At 45.1% G+C, this 22,983-nt stretch carries 17 protein-coding genes, 16 tRNA genes and 2 pseudogenes; 12 read left to right on the plus strand and 23 right to left on the minus strand.

Translation table 11 applies throughout. The features are described from left to right. Positions 1–311 precede the first annotated feature (311 nt). The 17 genes from L1D22_RS05940 to orn form a co-directional block, all read right to left on the minus strand. Positions 312–387: transfer RNA gene (locus L1D22_RS05940), tRNA-Gly, on the minus strand. Between the two features lie 33 nt (positions 388–420). Then, positions 421–497, minus strand: a tRNA-Met gene (locus L1D22_RS05945). 78 nt (positions 498–575) lie between these two features. Continuing rightward, positions 576–651, minus strand: a tRNA-Gly gene (locus L1D22_RS05950). Positions 652–684: 33 nt separating this feature from the next. Further along, positions 685–761, minus strand: a tRNA-Met gene (locus L1D22_RS05955). A gap of 78 nt (positions 762–839) precedes the next feature. Then, positions 840–915 (minus strand) — tRNA-Gly (locus L1D22_RS05960). A 33-nt stretch (positions 916–948) separates the two neighbouring features. Then, a tRNA-Met gene (locus L1D22_RS05965) sits at positions 949–1,025 on the minus strand. 78 nt (positions 1,026–1,103) lie between these two features. Beyond that, a tRNA-Gly gene (locus tag L1D22_RS05970) sits at positions 1,104–1,179 on the minus strand. A 33-nt stretch (positions 1,180–1,212) separates the two neighbouring features. Beyond that, a tRNA-Met gene (locus tag L1D22_RS05975) sits at positions 1,213–1,289 on the minus strand. Between the two features lie 51 nt (positions 1,290–1,340). Further along, positions 1,341–1,416, minus strand: a tRNA-Gly gene (locus L1D22_RS05980). A 56-nt stretch (positions 1,417–1,472) separates the two neighbouring features. Further along, positions 1,473–1,549 (minus strand) — tRNA-Met (locus L1D22_RS05985). Positions 1,550–1,627: 78 nt separating this feature from the next. Then, positions 1,628–1,703: transfer RNA gene (locus L1D22_RS05990), tRNA-Gly, on the minus strand. 33 nt (positions 1,704–1,736) lie between these two features. Continuing rightward, positions 1,737–1,813: transfer RNA gene (locus L1D22_RS05995), tRNA-Met, on the minus strand. A 98-nt stretch (positions 1,814–1,911) separates the two neighbouring features. After that, positions 1,912–1,987, minus strand: a tRNA-Gly gene (locus L1D22_RS06000). A gap of 33 nt (positions 1,988–2,020) precedes the next feature. After that, a tRNA-Met gene (locus tag L1D22_RS06005) sits at positions 2,021–2,097 on the minus strand. 80 nt (positions 2,098–2,177) lie between these two features. Then, a tRNA-Gly gene (locus L1D22_RS06010) sits at positions 2,178–2,253 on the minus strand. Between the two features lie 53 nt (positions 2,254–2,306). Beyond that, positions 2,307–2,382, minus strand: a tRNA-Gly gene (locus tag L1D22_RS06015). A gap of 180 nt (positions 2,383–2,562) precedes the next feature. Then, positions 2,563–3,108, minus strand: coding sequence for an oligoribonuclease (gene orn / locus L1D22_RS06020; RefSeq protein ID WP_010434065.1), 546 nt, complete (start codon positions 3,106–3,108; stop codon positions 2,563–2,565). Positions 3,109–3,258: 150 nt separating this feature from the next. On the opposite strand from orn, the gene rsgA reads away from it, so the two are divergent. The 5 genes from rsgA (at position 3,259) to L1D22_RS06045 (ending at position 10,225) form a co-directional block, all read left to right on the plus strand. Next, positions 3,259–4,314 carry a small ribosomal subunit biogenesis GTPase RsgA gene (gene rsgA, locus L1D22_RS06025; protein WP_239829052.1) on the plus strand — a complete coding sequence of 352 codons (1,056 nt, stop codon included), beginning with the start codon at positions 3,259–3,261 and terminating at the stop codon, positions 4,312–4,314. 125 nt (positions 4,315–4,439) lie between these two features. After that, on the plus strand, positions 4,440–5,351 hold the full coding sequence (asd, locus tag L1D22_RS06030; protein ID WP_239829053.1) for an archaetidylserine decarboxylase: 912 nt from the start codon (positions 4,440–4,442) through the stop codon (positions 5,349–5,351). A 295-nt stretch (positions 5,352–5,646) separates the two neighbouring features. Further along, the gene (locus tag L1D22_RS06035) at positions 5,647–7,062 is read left to right on the plus strand and encodes an SLC13 family permease (RefSeq protein ID WP_239829054.1); all 1,416 of its coding nucleotides are present in this window, start codon (positions 5,647–5,649) and stop codon (positions 7,060–7,062) included. 260 nt (positions 7,063–7,322) lie between these two features. Then, a complete protein-coding gene (locus L1D22_RS06040) occupies positions 7,323–9,203 on the plus strand; it encodes a methyl-accepting chemotaxis protein (protein ID WP_239829055.1) in 1,881 nt (626 codons plus the stop codon). A 134-nt stretch (positions 9,204–9,337) separates the two neighbouring features. Then, on the plus strand, positions 9,338–10,225 hold the full coding sequence (locus tag L1D22_RS06045) for a DMT family transporter (protein WP_239829056.1): 888 nt from the start codon (positions 9,338–9,340) through the stop codon (positions 10,223–10,225). 57 nt (positions 10,226–10,282) lie between these two features. Here the strand turns inward: L1D22_RS06045 and epmA are convergent, their stop codons facing one another. Beyond that, the gene (gene epmA, locus L1D22_RS06050; RefSeq protein ID WP_239829057.1) at positions 10,283–11,254 is read right to left on the minus strand and encodes an elongation factor P--(R)-beta-lysine ligase; all 972 of its coding nucleotides are present in this window, start codon (positions 11,252–11,254) and stop codon (positions 10,283–10,285) included. 451 nt (positions 11,255–11,705) lie between these two features. Here epmA and frdA point away from each other — a divergent pair, with 451 nt between their 5' ends. The 4 genes from frdA to frdD are packed head-to-tail and all read left to right on the plus strand — an operon-like array spanning position 11,706 to position 15,086. Further along, positions 11,706–13,538: a fumarate reductase (quinol) flavoprotein subunit gene (gene frdA / locus L1D22_RS06055; protein ID WP_239829058.1), complete on the plus strand. Its 1,833-nt coding sequence runs from the start codon at positions 11,706–11,708 to the stop codon at positions 13,536–13,538. After that, positions 13,538–14,302 carry a succinate dehydrogenase/fumarate reductase iron-sulfur subunit gene (locus tag L1D22_RS06060; protein ID WP_017631312.1) on the plus strand — a complete coding sequence of 255 codons (765 nt, stop codon included), beginning with the start codon at positions 13,538–13,540 and terminating at the stop codon, positions 14,300–14,302. The genes frdA and L1D22_RS06060 overlap by 1 nt, the downstream gene beginning before the upstream one ends. Before the next feature lies 1 nt (position 14,303). Then, positions 14,304–14,687 (plus strand): fumarate reductase subunit FrdC, encoded by a 384-nt coding sequence (gene frdC / locus L1D22_RS06065; protein ID WP_008219063.1) that lies wholly within the window; start codon positions 14,304–14,306, stop codon positions 14,685–14,687. A 12-nt stretch (positions 14,688–14,699) separates the two neighbouring features. Then, positions 14,700–15,086, plus strand: coding sequence for a fumarate reductase subunit FrdD (gene frdD, locus L1D22_RS06070; protein WP_239829059.1), 387 nt, complete (start codon positions 14,700–14,702; stop codon positions 15,084–15,086). Positions 15,087–15,328: 242 nt separating this feature from the next. Here frdD and efp read toward each other — a convergent pair whose 3' ends face one another. Then, the gene (gene efp / locus L1D22_RS06075) at positions 15,329–15,895 is read right to left on the minus strand and encodes an elongation factor P (RefSeq protein ID WP_017067165.1); all 567 of its coding nucleotides are present in this window, start codon (positions 15,893–15,895) and stop codon (positions 15,329–15,331) included. A 33-nt stretch (positions 15,896–15,928) separates the two neighbouring features. Here efp and epmB point away from each other — a divergent pair, with 33 nt between their 5' ends. Beyond that, positions 15,929–16,951: an EF-P beta-lysylation protein EpmB gene (gene epmB, locus L1D22_RS06080; protein ID WP_239829060.1), complete on the plus strand. Its 1,023-nt coding sequence runs from the start codon at positions 15,929–15,931 to the stop codon at positions 16,949–16,951. Between the two features lie 204 nt (positions 16,952–17,155). Next, positions 17,156–17,644 (plus strand): MgtC/SapB family protein, encoded by a 489-nt coding sequence (locus L1D22_RS06085; RefSeq protein WP_239829061.1) that lies wholly within the window; start codon positions 17,156–17,158, stop codon positions 17,642–17,644. A gap of 164 nt (positions 17,645–17,808) precedes the next feature. Here the strand turns inward: L1D22_RS06085 and L1D22_RS06090 are convergent, their stop codons facing one another. The 4 genes and pseudogenes from L1D22_RS06090 to L1D22_RS06100 all read right to left on the minus strand — a co-directional run bounded on the left by L1D22_RS06090 (position 17,809) and on the right by L1D22_RS06100 (position 20,803). Beyond that, on the minus strand, positions 17,809–18,366 hold the full coding sequence (locus tag L1D22_RS06090; protein ID WP_010434022.1) for a hypothetical protein: 558 nt from the start codon (positions 18,364–18,366) through the stop codon (positions 17,809–17,811). A gap of 265 nt (positions 18,367–18,631) precedes the next feature. Further along, positions 18,632–18,793: pseudogene (locus L1D22_RS06095) on the minus strand (methyl-accepting chemotaxis protein); the annotation flags it as partial. After that, positions 18,790–19,101, minus strand: a pseudogene (locus tag L1D22_RS22380) (histidine kinase); the annotation flags it as partial. The pseudogenes L1D22_RS06095 and L1D22_RS22380, both read right to left, overlap by 4 nt. Positions 19,102–19,240: 139 nt before the next feature. After that, entirely contained in the window at positions 19,241–20,803 is a 1,563-nt protein-coding gene (locus L1D22_RS06100) for a sensor domain-containing diguanylate cyclase (protein WP_239829193.1), read from the minus strand. A gap of 808 nt (positions 20,804–21,611) precedes the next feature. Between L1D22_RS06100 and L1D22_RS06105 the strand changes: the two genes are divergently transcribed. Beyond that, positions 21,612–22,883 carry a sensor domain-containing diguanylate cyclase gene (locus L1D22_RS06105; protein ID WP_239829062.1) on the plus strand — a complete coding sequence of 424 codons (1,272 nt, stop codon included), beginning with the start codon at positions 21,612–21,614 and terminating at the stop codon, positions 22,881–22,883. The last annotated feature ends 100 nt before the right edge of the window (positions 22,884–22,983 follow it).

Raw genomic sequence — 22,983 nt, forward strand, 5'->3', positions numbered from 1 at the left:
AAGAATTAAGCCTGAAATAACTTTATCAACCAAGTTATCCACATCGAACACTTTGTGGATAAGTCTGTTTATAGATGTGAAAAACCTCAAGTATCTGCTTCAGAGACCTGATGTTTACTAGCATTCCAGTTGCTAAGAAAAATTTAAGACAAAAAAATATCCACCATGATGGAGGATTATTTGCTTTTTTGGGGGATTATGCTTCGCAGCATTAAAGAAAGAGCGTGACCTTTAAGGTCGCCTTTAAACTCTGTGATCTAAAGAAAAACACGGTGGTTTAAAGTATCTTATTAGCTTTTTTAGAAGAAAGCTGGAGCGATACATCGGGTTCGAACCGATGACCTCAACCTTGGCAAGGTTGCGCTCTACCAACTGAGCTAGTATCGCATAAGTTAATCGCTGTCGCGCTTAACTGTAATGTGGTTGCGGGAGCCGGATTTGAACCGACGACCTTCGGGTTATGAGCCCGACGAGCTACCAAGCTGCTCCATCCCGCGTCCGGATGCATTGTTTAAGACAATGAGGCTTGTCTCTAGGAGACCCTTCTAGGAATTTACTACCTAAAAGAATAAAGCTGGAGCGATACATCGGGTTCGAACCGATGACCTCAACCTTGGCAAGGTTGCGCTCTACCAACTGAGCTAGTATCGCATAAGTTAACCGCTATCGCGTTTAACTGTAATATGGTTGCGGGAGCCGGATTTGAACCGACGACCTTCGGGTTATGAGCCCGACGAGCTACCAAGCTGCTCCATCCCGCGTCCGGATGCATTGTTTAAGACAATGAGTCTTGTCTCTAAGAGACCCTTCAAGGAATTTACTTCCTAAAAGAATAAAGCTGGAGCGATACATCGGGTTCGAACCGATGACCTCAACCTTGGCAAGGTTGCGCTCTACCAACTGAGCTAGTATCGCATAAGCTAATCGCTGTCGCGTTTAACTATAATGTGGTTGCGGGAGCCGGATTTGAACCGACGACCTTCGGGTTATGAGCCCGACGAGCTACCAAGCTGCTCCATCCCGCGTCCGGATGCATTGTTTAAGACAATGAGGCTTGTCTCTAAGAGACCCTTCTAGGAAATTACTACCTAAAAGAATAAAGCTGGAGCGATACATCGGGTTCGAACCGATGACCTCAACCTTGGCAAGGTTGCGCTCTACCAACTGAGCTAGTATCGCATAAGCTAATCGCTGTCGCGTTTAACTGTAATGTGGTTGCGGGAGCCGGATTTGAACCGACGACCTTCGGGTTATGAGCCCGACGAGCTACCAAGCTGCTCCATCCCGCGTCCGGATGCATTGTTTAAGTCAATGAGTCTTGTCTCTCTTCGAAAAGAAAGTGGAGCGACACACGAGGTTCGAACTCGTGACCTCAACCTTGGCAAGGTTGCGCTCTACCAGCTGAGCTAGTGTCGCATAAGTTAATCGCAGCTCTTACTGCTTTTGGCAATAGATAGCGCTTAACTGTAATGTGGTTGCGGGAGCCGGATTTGAACCGACGACCTTCGGGTTATGAGCCCGACGAGCTACCAAGCTGCTCCATCCCGCGTCCGGATGCATTGTTTAAGTCAATGAGTCTTGTCTCTAGGAGACCCTTCTAGGAATTTACTTCCTAAAAGAATAAAGCTGGAGCGATACATCGGGTTCGAACCGATGACCTCAACCTTGGCAAGGTTGCGCTCTACCAACTGAGCTAGTATCGCATAAGTTAATCGCTGTCGCGCTTAACTGTAATGTGGTTGCGGGAGCCGGATTTGAACCGACGACCTTCGGGTTATGAGCCCGACGAGCTACCAAGCTGCTCCATCCCGCGTCCGGATGTTTCTCTTTTCGCATCATTATCGTTTAAGACAATGAATCTTGTCTCTAAAAAGAGACTCTCTAGGAGTTTACTTCCTAAAAATATAAAGCTGGAGCGATACATCGGGTTCGAACCGATGACCTCAACCTTGGCAAGGTTGCGCTCTACCAACTGAGCTAGTATCGCATAAGTTAACCGCTAGCGCGTTTAACTGTAATGTGGTTGCGGGAGCCGGATTTGAACCGACGACCTTCGGGTTATGAGCCCGACGAGCTACCAAGCTGCTCCATCCCGCGTCCGGATGCATCATTTAAGTTGATGAATCTTGTCTCTAAAAAGAGACTCTCTAGGAATTTACTTCCTAAAAATATAAAGCTGGAGCGATACATCGGGTTCGAACCGATGACCTCAACCTTGGCAAGGTTGCGCTCTACCAACTGAGCTAGTATCGCATTATAAAAGGTCTTTCACCTTTCGATTACCGCTTTCGCCATAACCTACAAATTGGAGCGATACATCGGGTTCGAACCGATGACCTCAACCTTGGCAAGGTTGCGCTCTACCAACTGAGCTAGTATCGCAATCTGAAAACGTCTTTCGCCGTTCAGGGCTGCGAATTATAAGAGCATTTTTTTGTGATGCAAGTCCTTAATGCAAAATTACGAAACTTTTTACTCAACTGCTGTAAAAGCACACAGATTTGCAAAAAAATTAGCTCTTATGTCCCTGAAAAGTTAGATAAACGTGATCATTTTATCCGACTAGATGTTAATAATCGTTTTTCGGTAGTACTGCAGCTCGGCGATCGACTCTCGAATATCATCCAATGCTAGGTGACTTCCTGACTTTGAAAAACCGTCTAACACTTCAGGCTTCCAACGACGAGTCAGCTCTTTTAGCGTGCTTACATCGACATAACGGTAGTGGAAGTACTCTTCCAATTCTGGCATGTGCTTGTATAGGAAGCGGCGATCTTGACCAATGCTATTACCACAAATTGGAGACTTACCTTTTGGTACCCACTTCTCAAGAAACTCAATCGTTTGTTGGATAGCATCTTGCTCTGAAACCGTGCTTTCTTGGATTCGTTTCACTAGGCCACTGCCGGTGTGAGTCGTTGTGCACCACTCGTCCATCTTGTCTAATTCACTCTGAGGTTGGTGAATAGCCAAAACAGGTCCTTCAGCAAGGATGTTAAGCTCACTATCGGTAACGATAGTCGCAATTTCAATGATTTTATGAGTTTCAGGATCAAGTCCTGTCATCTCTAGATCAACCCAAATTAGGTTCTGATCGCTAAAGGACATAAGGCGTCGCCTATTTGTTTAAGTGTAAAAGAGGTACTATACCCAAATAACTATACTCAAACTAGCTTTAGGGCCATCGAAATCACGTGGCACCAGCAACACCCGGTTTGAGTTCCCAATCATCAAGTTAGATGTGTTAAGTGAAAAATTGTGGCTAAAAAAAAGAAGTTAACCAAAGGTCAGGTACGTCGAGTACGTAGCAACCAGAACAAGCGACTCAAGAAAGAAGATTCTATCCAATGGGATGAGAACATGCTAGGCGGAACCAAAAGCGGACTCGTGATTACGCGCTTTGGCCAACATGCTGATATCGAAGATCTTGAAACAAACGAAGTTCATCGTTGTAACTTACGCCGTAGTATCGAGACTTTGGTTTCTGGTGACCGAGTGACTTGGCGTGCAGGCTTAGAATCCATGGCTGGTATTTCTGGCGTTGTAGAAGCCGTTGAACCAAGAACTTCAATGCTGACTCGCCCTGATTACTACGACGGCCTAAAACCGGTTGCGGCTAACGTTGACCAAATGGTTATCGTATCGGCTGTGCTACCAGAGCTATCACTTAATATTATCGACCGTTACTTAATTGCTTCAGAAACGGTGAACATCGCGCCGCTTGTTGTACTGAACAAGGTCGATCTACTGACTGATGAGCAGATTGCTGAATACCGTGAAACACTTAAAGAGTACGAGAAGATCGGCTACAAAGTGATGTTCGTGAGTAAAGAATCTGGCTACGGCATCAAAGAGCTGGAAGCTGAACTTAAAGATCGCATCAACATCTTTGTCGGGCAGTCTGGTGTAGGTAAATCAAGCCTAGTGAATGCGTTAATGCCAACGCTAGACATTGAAGAAGGTGAGGTCTCTGAGAATTCAGGTCTTGGCCAACACACGACGACTGCAGCTCGTTTGTACCACTTCCCTTCTGGTGGTGATCTGATTGATTCACCAGGAGTACGTGAATTCGGTCTATGGCACCTAGAAGCCGACGAAATCACTGAAGCCTTTATCGAGTTCAAGCCTTACCTTGGCGGTTGTAAGTTCCGTGACTGTAAACACATTGATGACCCAGGCTGCATCTTGCGCGAAGCGGTAGAAAACGGAAAGATCAGTCGACTGCGTTTCGACAACTACCATCGCATCATTGAAAGCATGGCAAACAACAAAGATAACCGTCAGTATTCACGTAACAAAAAAGCCGACCTCTAATCGCGTTTTTGTGAACAAATATGTGCAGTTACTGACAATTGGCGCGAATTTAAGTAACATCTCGCGCCCTAAAGCGTCATCGACAGATTTAATTGAACAACAAATAGCATTGGAAAATTAATACAATGGATAAGATTAAAGTTGGATTGCAGTACTGGATTCCACAACATGGACTGACTCGTCTAGTCGGCAAACTTGCCTCTGCTAAAGCGGGTGGCTTAACGACAGCGATCATCAACTGGTTCATCAAGCAATACAAAGTGAACATGGATGAAGCGCTGCATAGCGATCCAAAGCACTTTAAAACATTCAATGAATTCTTCGTACGTGAATTGAAAGAAGGCGTGCGCCCTATCGCTGAAGGCGAGTCTGTTATCGTTCACCCTGCCGATGCTCGCGTAAGCCAATTTGGTCCAATTACTGACGGCCAACTGATTCAGGCTAAAGGTCACGATTACTCAGCTCGCGAGCTATTAGGTGGTGATGCTGCCTTAGCGGATGAGTTTAAAGACGGTGAATTCGCAACGCTTTACTTGTCTCCAAGTGATTACCACCGTGTGCACATGCCATGCGATGGCACACTGCGCCAAATGATCTACGTTCCGGGTGACCTTTTCTCTGTAAACCCATTAACAGCAGAGAACGTTCCAAACCTATTCGCACGTAACGAGCGTGTGGTTTGTATTTTCGATACTGAATTTGGCCCAATGGCACAAGTGCTGGTTGGTGCAACGATCGTAGGTAGCATCGAGCAAGTATGGGCTGGCACCATCACGCCACCGCGCGGTAACTCTGTGTACAAATGGGATTACCCAGCACAAGGTGACAAAGCAATCATCTTGAAGAAAGGCGAAGAGATGGGTCGCTTTAAGCTTGGTTCAACGGTTATCAACCTGTTTGCGAAAGATACGATCAAGTTTGACGACACTATGCAAAATGGCGAGAAGACCGTTCTAGGTACACCTTTCGCGCACATTGCTGGCAAAGACGTTGAGACTGAAGCTGTTGATTCAGCAGAGAACACAGACCAAGCTTAACGATTGAGTTAACTCATTCAGTTTCAAAGGCGCGTTATTTTCTATATTTAGAGAAAAATGCGCCTTTTTCTTATCTAGTTCGAGACACTTCCTCTCAAGATTTCAATCAATCTTACTACCGACAACCTTGCTCTCAACGATCAGTACGTTGAATTACCCAGAAAAAAGATTGACCAAAAACAAAACAACTGTCGAAACCTTTAACAACGTTTCGATTTTATAACCCGTCTCCAAGTACCAAAAATCCAGATAACTTATTCTATTTGAAGATATTTTATTCATAGGGTCTTTGTACATGCCTAAACTCAATGTTGGCGTTATGGTCAAGCTGTTGATTTGTTTTGCGATTCCCTTAGGCGTGTTATTCATGCCAATAGATTCCATACCTATCGATGGCCTGACGTTGATTCAACACCGCCTACTGGCGATATTCCTGCTTGCTGCACTGCTTTGGGTGCTTGAGCCCGTTCCAGTTTTCGCCACCTCGATACTGATCATTGCACTTGAACTCGTGATGATTTCCGACAAAGGCCTGCACCTATTTCGAACCCCACCAGCGGGACACGATCTTGGTGAGTTAATCAAATATACCGACATATTCGGTGCATTTTCATCGCCAATCATCATTCTGTTCATGGGTGGTTTCGCACTCGCAATCTCAGCATCCAAGTACGAACTCGATAACAACCTTGCTCGACTGCTGCTGAAACCATTTGGTACAGAGCCACGCTTCATCATGCTTGGCTTAATGCTGATCACTGCTGTGTTCTCGATGTTCATGTCGAATACAGCAACCACAGTTATGATGCTGGCACTGCTCGGCCCTATCGTGGCTTCTGCACCAAAAGGCGATATGGGTATCAAAGCGCTCGTGTTGTGTATTCCAATCGCAGCCAATACTGGCGGTATCGCGACACCGATCGGTACACCGCCCAATGCCATCGCGCTGCAATACCTAACGGGTGAAAACACCATCGACTTCCTCAGCTGGATGATGATGGGCTTACCCTTTGTGATCATCCAACTCACCATCGCTTGGTTTCTTCTACAAAAACTCTTTCCTTCTACGGAAAGAAACATGGTGCTCAAGCTTGATGGACAATTTAGAAAGAGTTGGCGAGCGATTGTGGTTTACATCACCTTCGCTGCGACCATCTTGTTATGGATGACCACCAAACTGCACGGCATGAACACTTATGTGGTCTCTATCATTCCACTGGCTGTGTTTACTCTGACCGGCATCATGGGCAAAGAAGAACTCAAGCTGATTAACTGGGATGTGTTATGGCTGGTTGCAGGTGGTATTGCGATTGGTATCGGCCTTGATAAAACAGGTTTAGCTGCGGCGCTAGCACACGCGATTGACTATGAGTCGCTCTCACCTACTGCCGTCGTTCTCACGCTATCTATCGTGTGTTGGTTAATGGCGAACTTCATGTCGAACACCGCTACCGCCAATTTATTGATGCCGATAGCCGCTGCGATTGGTGCATCGATGGAAAGCCTAGTTGCGATTGGGGGCTTACAAGGCTTGTTGGTTGTGGTTGCCTTCTCCGCATCACTCGGCATGATTCTTCCAGTATCGACACCACCCAACTCATTGGCCTACTCGACTGGACTTATCGAAAGCAAAGACATGGCTAAGATGGGTATCATCTTAGGTATTGCTGGTTTACTATTGGTTTACCTCGCGTTGTTCATCATCACATAAAAGACGTTCAACGATCACTTTCATTCCGATTAAGGCGCGATATCACGCACAACAATCAGAACAAGTAGTTGATTTTTAAATCAATTAATAACTGTGATTTTACTTCACTGTTTTACAAAAAGCAGAGTAAATATATTTATAATTTATGATTTTAAACACATTCATTCTGCCTAAGACAACGGCACTATACGCCTATCAGAGACACATCAATTCACCATCAAGTACGTGTTAGATATTTGTCTAATAGAGAGGAATGGACCTTGAGACATACTATTAAATTTAAAATACAGATCGCCATTGCGATCATTATCGCCGTCGTGAGTGGTACCCAAGCTTGGATATCGGTTACCCAACTCACTCAAGAGACTGAAGTCGCGATCAACCAAGAAATGAAGAATGTCAGCGTAGGAACAACTAGTTACATTGCCGATTGGCTCTCGACTCGCAGTGATATGATGCTCGCCAATGAGCCGACCATTTCAAGCAGTAGTAACTCTGACCGCGAGTTATTGATCACCAAACAAGCCGGGCAATTTCTATCGGTTTACGCTGGGTTCAGCGATGGCACTATCGCTTATGGTGATAAAACGGAAAGCTGGCCAGCAGACTACGACCCTCGCACACGCCCATGGTACAAAGATGCCAACGCCGCATCCGACCTGATTATTACTGAGCCGTATCAAGACTTCGATGGCAGCATCGTTATTAGCTTTGCGAAAGCCTTCAGTGGCCAAAAACAGGGTGTGCTGGCTGCAGACTTAACCGTCACCAGCATTATCGATACGGTTCTTAACGTAAAACTGGATAACGATGGCTTCGCCTTCTTAGTCGATGGTAACAACAATATCGTTGCGTACAGTGATGAAGCATTAAGTCAAAAACCACTTACGAGCTTGAACCCAGAGTTAACCGCAAGCCGAGTGTCACAGCTGATTCAAAATCACACCATCACCACATTAACCTGGCCAGGTCAGGGCGATAAGTTGGTTTACATTGCCAACGTGCCGAACACCGATTGGTCTTTGGGCATTGTTATCGATAAAGAATTGGCGTTCTCTGCGGTATCTGACGCGATTCAATTCATCGCGCTGACCTCTCTAATTTTGTACATCGTGATTTCAATCGCAAGCACCATGGTCATCAACCGCTTGCTTTACCCATTACAAACCTTATCTGAGGCACTCACTCAGCTTGCTCAAGGTCGAGGTGACCTTACTCAACGCATTGATATCACACGCATGGATGAGATTGGTAAACTTGCCGAGCTCGTAAACCAATTCTTGAGTCAGATGCAAAGCATGTTGAAGGGTGTAATAGAGCACAGCCACGATTTAAACAATCATGCAGAGAAAGCCAATCAACTAGCTACCCAATCCTCCATTCGAGTTGAGAATCAGCAAAACGATATCAATCAGATTGCAACCGCAATTCATGAGATGTCAGCAACCGCAGCCGAAGTGGCGAGCCATGCCGAATTAACCGCATCCGCTTCTCAAGCCTCTGCGACTGCTTGTAATGATGGCCAAGAGGTTATTCAACAGAACCGCGATGCGATTACTAGCCTTGCGAGCCAAGTGGAAGACGCGGCCAATGTTATCCGAGAACTAGAAAACAACGCGCAAAGCATCAACCAGATCCTGTCCACTATTCAAGGCATTGCCGAACAAACCAACCTGCTGGCATTGAATGCCGCGATTGAAGCGGCGCGTGCGGGTGAACAAGGCCGTGGGTTTGCTGTTGTCGCCGACGAAGTTCGAGTGCTAAGCCAAAGGACGCATGGCTCAACGGAAGAGATTCGCGTGATGATTGATACCCTGCAAAAGAATACCGAACATGCCGTAGAAAGCATGACCACCAGCACTCAACTGGCAGAGAACAGTGTTGGTTTCGCAGAACAAGCCCATGGAAGCCTCACTAAAATCACCCAAGCCATTACTGAAATCAACGATATGGCACTGCAAATCGCGAGCGCAGCCGAAGAACAACGCGCGGTTAGCGAAGACATAAGCCGTAATACTCAAGGGATCAAAGATGCCTCTGACGATTTGGCACAACAAGCGGAAAGCAGCCGCAACAGCTCAAATGAGATGAGTAGCGCGGCTGAGTCGATGCGTCGAGATGTGGAGCGCTTTAAAGTGTAACGCGTAATTAATCACATCAAGCTAAGCCGGACTGCAAACGTTCATGGTTCTTTTGTTAAGAATCACTTTGTTCTCAGTTCGGTTTGATGCATATTGATGAGCTAATTTATCCCAGACACAAGGATGTTATTCAGATGGGATTCGAATGGTTAGCTCTTGCTGCCGCTTTTCTCTGGGCTATTGCGAGCCTAATGTCAGTAAAGCCTGCTCAACACTTAGGTTCTTTCGCCTATAGCCGCTGGAGAATGGGCTGTACCGCGATCATCTTATCGAGCATGGCTTGGTTTACCGGTGGCTGGTCAACTGTCGAAGCAGATTTAGTCACACCGATGATGCTGTCTGGCCTGATTGGTATTTTCATTGGTGATACTGCCCTATTTGCCTGTCTGAACCGCATGGGGCCGCGCCAAGCGGGTTTGCTGTTCTCTTGTCACGCCGTCTTCTCGGCAATTCTCGGTTACTTCCTGTTTAGCGAAAGTATGACCTCTAGCGAGCTAATAGGCTCGGCGTTGGTGTTTAGTGGTGTATTAACCGCAATCTTCTTTGGTCGTCGAGGACAAGCGAAAAATCAACTCGAAACCATCAAGGGCACAGTGTGGATTGGCGTTGCTCTTGGAATCACGGCAGCTATCTGCCAAGCATTGGGGGGAATCATCGCAAAGCCCGTGATGCAAACCAGTATCGACCCGGTTGCCGCGTCTGCTATCCGAATGATCACCGCCTTTGTCGCCCACTCCGCATTTCGCTTAACGGGCGCCAAGCTCTCACGCGCAATCAATCCAATGAATGGTCAAATATTTGCGATTACCGCAGTTAACGGATTTTTAGCGATGGCGGTGGGAATGACGCTGATCTTGTATGCGTTGCAGGAAGGCAATGTCGGCATGGTTGCTCTGTTATCTTCAACCACACCTATCATGTTGTTACCGATACTCTGGCTATACACCAAGCAGAGACCGAATGCCTACGCTTGGATCGGTGCCATTGTTGCCGTAGTCGGAACCGGTATCTTGGTCAGCTAGTGAACCGGATTGAAAGCTGAGAGTTAATAGCTATTAACTCTCAGTAAAAACAGAAAACTAAGAGCGTGGGAACGGGAAAGCGGTCACGTCATCAATGTGGTCATAACCTAACGCCAGCATGATCAGACGATCAATACCTAAAGCAACACCCGCACAGTCTGGTAAGCCCGCTTTTAATGCCTCAATCAAGTGATGGTCAATCGGTTGAGGCGATAAACCCATCTCAATACGTTTGGCATTGTCATCTTCAAAGCGCTTGAGCTGCTCTTGTGGCTTGTCTAGTTCATGGAAGCCGTTTGCCAATTCAATGCCTTTGAAATACACCTCAAAGCGATCGGCTACTCGCGAATCATTCGGGTTAATCTTGGCTAATGCCGCTTGTGAAGCAGGGAAATCATAAACAAATGCAGGAACTTGTTGCCCTATCTTAGCTTCCACCCCAATACTAAACAGCAACTGCAACAAGGTATCACGGTCTTGTTCTGGATCTGCAATGTCGCTGAGCCCAAGTTTTGCTGCGGCTTGCTTTAGCGTGTCCATCGAATCTTCCAGTGGACACACACCTAACACGTCAACAAAGGCTTGTTGGTAAGTCATGCGCTGTGCTGAGCCCGATTTAAGTACCTGCTGTAACAGCAAATCCATCTCGTCCATCAGGTCATGGTGATCGAAACCAACACGATACCACTCCAACATAGTGAACTCAGGGTTGTGGTAACGACCATTTTCTTCGTTACGGAAAGACTTACAAATTTGATAGATACAGCCACTTCCTGCTGCCAACAAACGCTTCATATGAAATTCAGGACTTGTCATAAAGAACAGAGGCTGGCCTTGCGCATAACCCGGCCCTACGAATTCAGTTTTGAAGGTATGCAAATGCACATCCGTTACCGTGGCGTGGCTCATCGCAGGCGTATCCACTTCCATCACGTTTCGCTCAGCAAAGAACTGGCGAATTTGATTAAGGAGATCAGCACGTTGCTTTAACTGTTCAATGGTTGCGGCCGGTTGCCATGTAGAGTGCATTACTAAGTTCCATATCACTGAATTCTAGGCGACGAAAATTATCACTTTTCGCCGTTTTTGTAAGCTTCTATCTTTGTATTCTTGAAAGCAAAACGTTGTTTTAATGAAGCCATAAAATTACGTTCTACAATACATTTATACATATTTGACCTCTCCCAGCATTGATAACAAAAATCATACTCAACAAGCCGTTAACACGAGCCTTGCGGGGGAATCGTTATCAACAATTGATTGCCGTGATTGCAGTCACATAACCTATAATTTCTATGCCTCCATATGCATTACCGACCTAAAAACCCAAATGCATCAACTTTTCGAATACCTTCCTCTCTTACACTGAACCTACCACTTAAGGCTTAGGGGCGCTAAATGGTTTCTACGATTTAGAACCTCCTAAATAGGCTTTTTATAATAACAAGCGGAATACTCCGCATCACACTGGAGAATAACTGTGAAGACAATTACCACAGATATCGCAGTCATCGGCGCAGGCGGCGCTGGTCTTCGTACAGCTATTGCTGCGGCTGAAGCTAATCCTGAACTGGAAGTAGCACTGATTTCTAAAGTTTACCCAATGCGTTCGCACACGGTAGCGGCAGAAGGCGGTTCAGCAGCAGTAATTAAAGACGAAGATAGCTTAGATAACCACTTCAACGATACTGTTGGCGGTGGCGACTGGCTATGTGAACAGGATGTTGTTGAATACTTTGTTGAAAACTCGACTCGCGAAATGATCCAAATGGAGCAATGGGGCTGCCCATGGAGTCGTAAAGAAAACGGTGAAGTAAACGTACGCCGATTCGGCGGTATGAAGGTAGAGAGAACGTGGTTCGCAGCGGATAAAACCGGCTTCCACATGCTTCATACCCTGTTCCAGACTTCGATGAAGTACGACACAATCAAACGATTTGATGAGTACTTTGTGGTGGATTTGATTGTTGAAGAAGGCGAAGTTCAAGGCCTTATCGCGATTCATATGTCTGAAGGTGAGCTTGTTACCATCAAAGCAAAATCTGTTGTGTTAGCAACGGGTGGCGCAGGTCGTGTTTACCACTGCAATACCAACGGCGGCATCGTAACGGGCGACGGTATGGCAATGGCTTATCGCCACGGTGTGCCACTGCGTGACATGGAATTCGTTCAATACCACCCAACAGGCCTACCGGGCACTGGCATCTTGATGACCGAAGGTTGTCGTGGTGAAGGCGGTATCATCGTCAACAAGAACGGCTACCGTTACCTACAAGATTACGGCATGGGCCCTGAAACTCCAGTGGGCGAGCCGAAGAACAAATACATGGAACTGGGTCCTCGTGACAAAGTTTCTCAAGCATTCTGGCACGAGCAGCAGAAAGGTAACACCATCAAGCATCCACTTGGTGATGTCGTACACCTTGACCTTCGCCACCTTGGTGAAGAGTACCTACAAGAGCGTCTACCGTTCATCTGTGAACTGGCAAAAGCGTACGTAAACGTCGATCCAGCAAAAGAGCCAATCCCAATTCGTCCAACTGTTCACTACACCATGGGTGGTATTGAAACTAACGGTACCTGTGAAACTCGCATTAAAGGCCTATTCGCCGTTGGTGAATGTGCTTCAGTTGGCCTACACGGTGCAAACCGCCTAGGTTCTAACTCTCTGGCTGAGTTCGTGGTATTTGGTCGCGTAGCCGGTGAACAAGCGGTGAAACGCGCTGCTGAATTCAAAGGCTGGAACGAAGAGTCCATCGCTAAGCAAGTGAAAGCGGTTGAAGATCGCATCGCTGGTCTACTAAACCAAGAAGGCGATGAGAACTGGGCTGATATCCGCACTGAAATGGGTCACACCATGGAAGCGGGTTGTGGTATCTATCGTCAAGAAGACTTGATGCAAGAGACCATCGATAAGATCACTGAGCTTAAGCAGCGCTACAAGAAAATCAGCATTAAAGACAAAGGCAAAGTGTTCAACACTGACCTACTTTACGCTATCGAAGTGGGCTACGGCCTAGAAGTAGCGGAAGCGATGGTTCACTCAGCAATTCTACGTAAAGAGTCTCGTGGTGCACACCAACGTCTAGACGACAACTGCACAGAGCGTGATGACGTGAACTTCCTGAAACACTCTCTATCGTTCTACAACGAAGATGCAGCACCAACTATCGACTACAGCGGCGTGAAGATTACTAAATCTCAACCTAAAGCTCGTCTATACGGTGAAGCAGCAGAGAAAGCCGCTGCCGCTGAAAAAGCTGCAGAAGCGAATGCTAAGAAAGATGAGAAGAGCGAAGAGGAGCAAGCATAATGTCAGCGAACCGTATCCAAAAAGTAGACATTCTGCGCTACGACCCAGAGAAAGATGCAGAACCTTACATGCAGACTTTCGAAGTGCCTTTCGATGAAACCATGTCAGTACTTGATGCGATTGGTTACATCAAAGACCACCAAGACAAAGACCTTTCATACCGTTGGTCTTGTCGTATGGCGATCTGTGGCTCTTGCGGCATCATGGTTGATGGTGTGCCTAAGCTAGCGTGTAAGAGCTTCTTACGTGACTACCCGAACGGCCTAACTATCGAACCGCTTGCAAACTTCCCGATCGAGAAAGATTTGATTGTCGACATGACACCGTTCATCGAGCGCCTTGAAGCGATCAAGCCTTACATCATTGGTAACGACCGTAAACCTGAAGACGGCACTAACATTCAGACTCCGGAGCAAATGGCGAAGTACAAACAGTTCGCTGGTTGTATCAACTGTGGTCTTTGTTACGCAGCGTGTCCTCAGTTTGGTCTAAACCCTGAGTTCATCGGCCCAGCGGCACTGACTCTTGCTCACCGTTACAACCTAGATAGCCGAGACAACGGTAAAGCCGAACGCATGAAGCTTATCAACGGTGAAAACGGCGCTTGGGGCTGTACATTCGTTGGTTACTGCTCTGAAGTATGTCCGAAGAAAGTAGACCCAGCAGCGGCAGTGAACCAAGGTAAAGTTGAGTCTTCAATGGACTTCGTTATCTCGATGTTCAAGCCTGATGGATCGCAAGTAAAAACAGCAGAGGAGGCATAATATGAGCAATCGTAAGCCTTATGTTCGTGAGATGAAGAGAACGTGGTGGAGCAACCATCCGTTCTACCGCTTCTACATGCTACGTGAAGCAACGGTACTGCCTTTGATTCTGTTCACTGTGTTCCTAACCTTTGGTTTAGGGGCGCTAGTGAAAGGCCCTGAAGCGTGGGCGGGTTGGTTGAGCTTTATGGCGAACCCTATCATTGTCGGTATTAATATCGTGGCACTCCTAGGCAGCTTAATGCACGCTCAAACCTTCTTCAGCATGATGCCTCAAGTAATGCCAATCCGCCTGAAAGGTAAATTGGTTGATAAAAGGATCATCGTCCTGACTCAGTGGGCAGCGGTGGCTTTTATTTCTTTAATCGTTCTTGTTGTGGTGTAAGGAGCTTTCGTTATGAACACAAACTACAAAGTTAAGCCTGTTAACCACAATCCTAAACGCTCTGATGAGCCAATCTGGTGGGGTCTGTTTGGCGCTGGCGGTACTTGGTTCGCGATGATCACTCCGATCACAGTTCTAGTGCTGGGTATCTTAGTACCAATGGGCATTATCGATGCAGACGCAATGAGCTACGAGCGTGTCTCTGAGTTTGCCACCAGCATTATCGGTGCGCTATTCATCATCGGTACGTTAGCACTGCCAATGTGGCACGCAATGCACCGTCTTCACCACGGCATGCACGACCTTAAGTTCCACGTCGGCGTTGCGGGTAAAGTGGGCTGCTACTTCTTTGCAGGCCTAATCAGCGCATTGTCTGTTATTTTCATCTTTATGATTTAACAGCTAAGAGCAGATACGGGATTCGAGTAATCGAGTCTCGAAGAGCTAAAGAGTGAAAAGACTAAAAGCAGAGCTAGGTTACCCAGCTCTGCTTTTTTGTTGCTTGTCGAATAGCACACATCTAGCTCACTCGCTCTTGATCTTCCCGCTCTTCGTATCCCGTTAACTCGTATCTGCTCTTCCCTCGTTCTCCAGATACAAAAAAGGCCGCCTAAGCGACCTTTTCAGATACTTGAAGTAAATTACTTCACACGACCAACGTATTCGCCAGTACGAGTATCAACTTTAACAACTTCACCGATTGCGATGAATAGAGGTACGCGAACTACCGCGCCAGTTGCTAGAGTTGCAGGCTTACCGCCAGTACCTTGTGTGTCGCCTTTAAGGCCAGGATCGGTTTCTGTTACTGCGATCTCAACAAAGTTTGGTGGAGTGACTGTGATAGGGTTATCATTCCACAACGTTAGAGTACATACGTCGTTTTCAACTAACCATTTAGAAGTCTCGCCTACTGCTTTCGCATCAGCAGCGATTTGCTCGAATGTTTCGTTGTTCATGAAGTGGTAGAATTCGCCATCGCTGTATAGGTAGCCTAGTTCAACGTCGACAACGTCCGCTAGTTCTACTGTATCGCCTGACTTAAATGTTTTCTCTAACACTTTGCCTGACAGCAGTTTACGAAGTTTAACACGGTTAAACGCTTGGCCTTTACCTGGCTTAACGTATTCATTTTCGATAATTGAGCAAGGCTCGTTATCCATCATGAATTTTAAACCGCCTTTGAATTCATTGGTGCTTACTGACGCCATGATTTTCTCTTCCACATCTTTGAGTTAATTTCAATGCCGCATATCATAACCCGAAAAGTCGAATCTGTTGAGCAAAACTGGCTCAAACAACTATCGAATGCGATCTCTGACCCGACAAAACTGCTTGAGGCATTGGAAATAGACCCAACACCGTGGCAAGCAAGCTTTGCTGCACGTGAGTTATTTGCGCTTCGGGTTCCTCTTAGCTTTGTCGAACGCATGGAAAAAGGCAACCCACACGACCCTTTGCTGCGACAGGTTTTACCGCTAAGTGAAGAGTTTGAGGTTCATCAAGGCTATTCCGCTGATCCACTGGAAGAGCAAGACAACGCCATTCCTGGACTGCTGCATAAATACAAAAACCGAGCATTGATGATTGTGAAAGGTGGTTGCGCGATTAACTGCCGCTACTGCTTCCGTCGTCATTTTCCGTATCAAGATAACAAGGGTTCAAAGTCGGTTTGGCAAACCAGTCTCGATTACGTAGCTCAACACCCAGAGATCAACGAGGTTATCCTATCCGGTGGCGATCCTTTGATGGCAAAAGACAACGAGATCGAATGGCTCATTAAGGCCATTGAACAAATTCCACATGTAAAAACCGTTCGAATTCATAGCCGATTACCGGTTGTGATTCCCGCTCGAGTGACAGATGAGCTGTGCCATTTGTTAGCGACAACTCGCCTCAATGTGGTCATGGTCAGCCATATTAACCATGCTAACGAAATCAACTTAGAGCTCAAACAAGCTTTCCATAAGTTGAAACTTAGTGGTGCGACTCTGCTCAACCAAGGCGTGATGCTTAAAGGTGTAAATAACAGCGCTAACTCATTGAAAGAATTAAGTGAAAGGTTATTCGATGCCGGTGTTTTACCTTACTATATGCATGTACTTGATAAGGTTCAGGGTGCGGCGCACTTCTATATTTCAGATGAAGAGGCAAAGCACCACTTCAAGGGCTTAATCTCTGAGGTTTCTGGCTACCTAGTACCAAAACTCACTCGCGAGATCGGCGGTCGCACTAGCAAGACCCCACTCGACCTACACATTGAATAACTCTATCTCGAGCAATAGTCGCTTCTTATCGTCTTGAGTATCAAGAAGCGACAAAAGAAAAACTCCCCTAGCTTCACCTTAACAACAGACGGTTGCTAGACTGCAAGTCACCTTCATAATCGTTAAGACAAAAAGTTTTTGTTCGATCGTCTGGCTTATTATTAGCATACTCCGCCCCTATTCTTAATTTTTAGTAGGGGTGATATGCCACAATTTTTAGAACAAACGCTCAACCTTGCCCCCTTTAGCTGGGCAGGCCTCACAGCATGTATGCTCTGTGGATCGTTAATCGGAATCGAAAGACAAACACGCGGTAAACCCGTCGGAATAAGAACCTCCATTCTGATCATCAGCGGTACTTATTTTTTCCTCACCATGGCGATTAGCTTATCTCCTAACACGCTCGATCAAGCCCGTGTGCTTGGTCAGATCATTACTGGGGTTGGTTTCCTTGGTGCAGGCGTGATGATGACGCTCGACGGCAAGATTCATGGCGTGACTTCTGCCGCGATTATTTGGGTGCTTGCTGCACTCGGAATGATGATTGCCCTTGGCCACCTTTCACAATCCGTCATTATCACGTTATTAGCGCTAGTGGTTCTACTTGGTGTCGATAAGGTGGAAAACAGCTTCCAAAGCCTGCGTCGTGGTGTGCACCAAAAGTGGAAGAGAAAAGGTCGTATGAAGTCGTAAATACAACAACGCCCAAACATAGGTTTAGGCGTTGAATAATAGGTTTAGGCGTTGAATAAAACTTAACTTACCAAGAAAAGGAGCAAACCATTTAGCTGCCGGTTGACGAATTTACCGATTTATAAAGCGACAGCTCTCAAGTTTACTTAGCAAAGTTCACAAGCTTACTTAGCAAAGTTTACAATCGGGAAGCACGGGAAAAAACCGTTGTCAGCACAGTTGATCAGACCAACTTGTACGCCCTCGATTTTTTTAGTTTTGTTGAAGATACCCACCTGAACCGTAGATACTTCAGAAAGGTTTGCGGCACCAACATCAACCAGAGTGTCGCCTTCCGAGTAGTTTACAAAACTCACGTTCGCACCTTTCACATCGTTAGTGATGTTAACGGCACCTAAGTTCAAACCTGTGGTTTTTCCTGGGTTCCAGTTGAATATACCCAGTGAAGCACCGGTCATTTCTTGGTTTACTTTATGCGCACCAAAGAATCCCAAGTTTACACCTGTCGTCGTTTGCGTCTCAGACATACCAACAATAGCAAGATCGACACCTTTAAGGTCGTTGACTTGTCCGTGAAGTAAAGCCAAGCGCACACCACCAACCGCATCGGAATCTGGTGCGTTAAAGCCGTTGATCGTTGAAAACATAACAGGCGAAGAAGCAAATGCTGCTGGCGCCATCACTGCTGCAGAAACAGCAAGTACCGAAAGTAGTTTTTTCATTGGGAAGTCTCCACTGACTTATTGTTAACTTGATTAGTCCATTTTCAATCAAGCATTTATTATCCTTTACTCAACAGCTATCCATGTTAAATCAATGTCATAACTGTACTGTTGAATATAGGCCTAAAAAACAACAAAGGGCAATGAAAGTTCACACAGTCTACTCAAGTATCACATACAACAATCTTCTCAGTTACGCTTTCTAGATCCTAAGTTAACTTCTTTAGAGCCCAAGTTACGCTCTTTAGATTCTCAGTTAACTTCTCTAGACCTTAAAAAACTCCAGCTCTTTTTTCTGCTCTACCGCCAGTTGAGATAACTCTTTGGCCGCTTGTTGAGTTTGATGAATACCCGATACATTTTGGTTCACTAGGTCAAAGGCATTGTTTGTATTCAATGCTATACGCTCAGTTAAACTAAACTGCTCACTCCAGGGAAGTGGGATGATAGTTCAAAGTGACTGGCGAACGTTTTCCAGCTCTTTCGATTAACCGGGGCCGAAAACATATGGATTGCTGATACGCCCGCAGTCAATGCTTCCTCATATTTACTCATTCTCTCTTAAACAAGTCCGAGCAATTGACTCACCTGAAAATCAAATTGAACTTGAGATTTTTGATGTGTTTGATGAAGAGTGATTTGCCATGCAGTAATAGTTAGGATGAGAGAACAAACAATAACAAACCAGTGAAGCCAAGATAAGGCGGTTGACGATGTCTTAATAAAAGTAAGCATCCTTAACCTATTGCACAGAGTGCATAATAATATAATCAACCATGACGCTAACCTTTCTTCAACGAAATGCAAACACTCTATTTACATCTCTCACTTCATTGTTCTTAATTACTTATTAAACCGAATGATAACTTTAAAATTAATCATTACTGAAAAGCTCAGCGCGGTTTCTGCCGTTATTCTTTGCAAGATATAATGCTGTATCTGCTTCTTTTAACGTGGCACTAATTGATTGTTCTTCGTTGCCCCTAAAAGTAACGCCAATAGAAACAGTGACTCCTCCTACATTGGCAAAGTCATATAACTCGACCTTTTTACGTAACCGTTCTGCAAATTTAAAAGCGTCTTGAACATCGGAATTAAGCAGAAAAATAATAAACTCTTCCCCACCAGAACGAAACAGCAAGTCTTGATCTCTCGATTGCTCCTTCATCAATTGCGCAAAACTTTTTAATAACTCATCACCAGCATCATGGCCATAGTTATCGTTGACCGATTTAAAAAAATCAATGTCCAATGCGAGAACAGAAAATGGGATAGACTGGTGTTGTAATTGATCAACCGCTTTATCTAAACCTCTCCTATTTAACAAACCCGTCATCGAATCCGTTAAACTTGCCGCATGAAGCGTGTCAATCGTCTCAAACGCGACCCCAAAGGCCTTGATAAAGCTACTCTTAAGTTGTGAAGCTTCAAAATACCAAGAGTGAACTTGCTTTACGTTGTTCACCGTACTGGAATGATTATCGGTCCCTTTAACCGCCATCGCTAATTGTCTTAACGGTTTAGAAATAAAGCTAGAAAACACCCATATAAACATTAATGTCAGTATCCCAACAGGAATCGTGGTGATAAACACTTCTTTCATCTGTTTATTAACCATAAGCAGAGTACTTTGCTTCGGTTTCTGAGCAACCACGCCCCAACCAGCCTGAGAGACAGGCGCATACCCTGCTAACATCTGAATACCCAAAGAGTTCACAATATCTAGACTGCCACTTTCACCTTTTGACACGGCATTAATTGCATCATTGCTTGTGATGACTTGGCCGATCCTTGTCTTATTTGGGTGATAAATCAACGTTCCATGACGATCTACAACGTAAAGGTAAGAGCCATCCTCATAACTATGTTCATTCAACAACTTCCCTAAGATATTCGCTGTTTCCAAATAAATAGTCCCACCGATATAACCAAGATAAGTCCCTTGGCTCGAAAAAATAGGGTACGAAAGGCTAATAAGATAATTACCGGCTGGGGACACGAAAGGGTCCGTCACCATAGGGGCTTCGGCTTTTAATGATTGAAGGGAGCTTTCACTCGTCAGTTTGACCCCTTGTACTTTAATCGTTTCAGGGGAAATCGATGTGATCACACCATCAGAGTTGACAACCACTACAGAGTTAAACATCTTTGTTTGATTTTTTAATCGTTTCGTTTCTTCTGTCAACGCCCCCTGATCATTGGTGCGGTCAGATAAGGCCTTTGCACTGTATTGAAGCTGTGTCATCGCGGAATCAATAAAAACATCCGTCATTTCTGCCATTTTTTTAGCATAAACTCGGTTCGACTCTAGTGTCGTATTGATGATGATATCGCGCTGCACTTGATAGAGAGAATAGAAAGCGTTTAATAACGTAACCATTGCAGAAAATACACACAAGACGAGAATTAACTTCCTCAAATTAACCTTTTCTAACATTGTTTTATCCATTTATTACCGCTACATTTTGCGCAACATTAACATTTAAAATGAGGACTTTCAGCCAATTCCTCGTAGAAGTAGAAATATAGAGGCTAAGCTGCACTTACTACCTATAAGCACCTGGAGTCATACCTATATTTGTCACTCATCTCAGAAAAGGAAAATATAAAACCAGTACATACCCATCACAACAAGGCAAGGTCATTTTAACTAAGTTAACAGAGCCAACCTTAATCGGCTATATTTGAAAAGTCCTGCAAAAATTAAGTCTATAAATTAAAGAGAAAGTGACAACAACACTCTATTACCCTTCATTTTAAATGGTTAATACAATAAAATCTTGCAAAACAGTGTCCTGAATAAAAAAATCAATCGACTGTTCAGTATAATATTTCTGAGCAAATCGAACCTTCAGCGAAATAAAGTCTATTTTTTAGCTATACTTAATTTAGTGCTCGAATTTCATCAGTATATTTAAGGTTTTACTGTTGCATTCATCGTTAGCATTTACGGAATACAGATAAATAGATAGATAAAAAAACAACCAAGAGCTGGCTTAACATTAACCGCGGTGATAAATTATGTAACTTGTTACTTATATTTACGTTCTAAGCCAATATGTTGTTTTGAGTGGTTAACGATCAAATTGCAAGACATCATGTTAAAAATCGCGTTAGAAGAGCACATCAACGCCCAAACATGATTCACGACCAGAACCAAGCAATTGATGAAAAAGGATGGACATTGTATTGCAACCCAAATTTCACCTTAGTTACCGAGATGTCGTTGGCGTAAAGGTATTTGCATGACAAAGCTAACTATCGACTCCACCTACGGAATCGCCATATTAAAAGACTTTCAGCTGGTGCATGCCGATGACAATTATGCGCATATTTTTGGCTACCAATCCGCGCAAGAATTAATGTCAAGTATTGACTCAATCACAGATCTTATTGCCCCGGACCATCACCAACTAGCAAGAGACAACTACTACCAACAAGTCGATAGACGCGCCAACCCTCGCGGACGCACCTTTACTAACCGCGACCGTTTTGGGCGAGAGTTCACGGCCTTCACTATCGACCATGTTATAGAGTGGAAAGGCGAAGCAGCACTTCAAGTCACCTTGATTGATTTGTCTGTTCAAGAACAAGCTCTGAAGCAGCTAGAGCATAATAAACGCCAATATCAACGCTTAGTCCAGTCATCATTGCAAGGTATTAGTGTGCATCGTGATTTTAAACCCATTATGGTCAACCAGGCATGGGTAGATCTGATGCGTGCTCCCTCTATCCAACACGTGTTAGATAACATCTGTTTACTGGACTTGTTATACGACGAGCAAAAAGAAGAAGGCGTAACTCGTTATCAAAACTTGATTTCAGGTAAGATCCCCGGAGCCCATAGTGTGGTTCGAAACATCTGCTTTGACGGTCAAGAACGTTACTTTAGCATCTATGATAATGCCATTGAGTGGGATGGTGAGATGGCTGTACAAGCCGTGATTGAAGACATCACAGACCGAGTTGAACTTGAAAAAGAACTGGCTTATAAGGCATCACACGATCCATTAACTGGCCTTCTCAACCGAAGCGCCATCTACCAGTGGGCGGAAGAACAAGCTCACCAGCAAAATACACTGGTTTGTATGATGCTCGATATCGATGACTTTAAATCTGTCAATGATCAGCACGGCCACCTAACAGGCGATGCCATGCTGCAAGATATCGCTACCTTATGTCAACAGGTGGTCTCAAACCATGGTATTACAGGGCGTTGGGGCGGTGAGGAATTTGTTATTTTCTTGTCCAACGTAAGCCTTCCTCAGGCGATTGAACTGGCTGAAGAGCTTCGCCAACACTGTGAATCTTTTGTGTGTAAAGCCGAGGAAGAGAACGTTCAACGCACCATCAGTATCGGGGTCAGTGTTTACCAAGAGAAGTCCTCAAACATCGATCAATTTCAGGATGCAAACCGACTGATCGATCATCTAGTATTTCTCGCTGATGAGTTCTTATACCAAGCAAAATCGCAAGGGAAGAACAAAGTCGTTACCGCTAGTAATATTGACACTTAGCCTTTAGCTATCTTGACTCATAGCCGCTAACTATCTTGACGCATAAATCAAGCATGACTAAATACTCATTAAAGCTGTGTATAAAAAGGTGTCCAAAACG

The organism is Vibrio sp. Isolate34 (assembly GCF_022397915.1).
Lineage (GTDB): Bacteria > Pseudomonadota > Gammaproteobacteria > Enterobacterales > Vibrionaceae > Vibrio.

Coding starts and splice junctions, on each gene's coding strand:
- L1D22_RS06085 (WP_239829061.1), top strand. CDS start 17,156: ATGCCACAATTTTTAGAACAAACGCTCAACCTTGCCCCCTTTAGCTGG.
- frdC (WP_008219063.1), top strand. CDS start 14,304: ATGAGCAATCGTAAGCCTTATGTTCGTGAGATGAAGAGAACGTGGTGG.
- L1D22_RS06035 (WP_239829054.1), top strand. CDS start 5,647: ATGCCTAAACTCAATGTTGGCGTTATGGTCAAGCTGTTGATTTGTTTT.
- epmA (WP_239829057.1), bottom strand. CDS start 11,254: ATGCACTCTACATGGCAACCGGCCGCAACCATTGAACAGTTAAAGCAA.
- asd (WP_239829053.1), top strand. CDS start 4,440: ATGGATAAGATTAAAGTTGGATTGCAGTACTGGATTCCACAACATGGA.
- orn (WP_010434065.1), bottom strand. CDS start 3,108: ATGTCCTTTAGCGATCAGAACCTAATTTGGGTTGATCTAGAGATGACA.
- epmB (WP_239829060.1), top strand. CDS start 15,929: ATGCCGCATATCATAACCCGAAAAGTCGAATCTGTTGAGCAAAACTGG.
- L1D22_RS06045 (WP_239829056.1), top strand. CDS start 9,338: ATGGGATTCGAATGGTTAGCTCTTGCTGCCGCTTTTCTCTGGGCTATT.
- L1D22_RS06105 (WP_239829062.1), top strand. CDS start 21,612: ATGACAAAGCTAACTATCGACTCCACCTACGGAATCGCCATATTAAAA.
- L1D22_RS06100 (WP_239829193.1), bottom strand. CDS start 20,803: ATGTTAGAAAAGGTTAATTTGAGGAAGTTAATTCTCGTCTTGTGTGTA.
- efp (WP_017067165.1), bottom strand. CDS start 15,895: ATGGCGTCAGTAAGCACCAATGAATTCAAAGGCGGTTTAAAATTCATG.
- L1D22_RS06060 (WP_017631312.1), top strand. CDS start 13,538: ATGTCAGCGAACCGTATCCAAAAAGTAGACATTCTGCGCTACGACCCA.
- frdD (WP_239829059.1), top strand. CDS start 14,700: ATGAACACAAACTACAAAGTTAAGCCTGTTAACCACAATCCTAAACGC.
- L1D22_RS06090 (WP_010434022.1), bottom strand. CDS start 18,366: ATGAAAAAACTACTTTCGGTACTTGCTGTTTCTGCAGCAGTGATGGCG.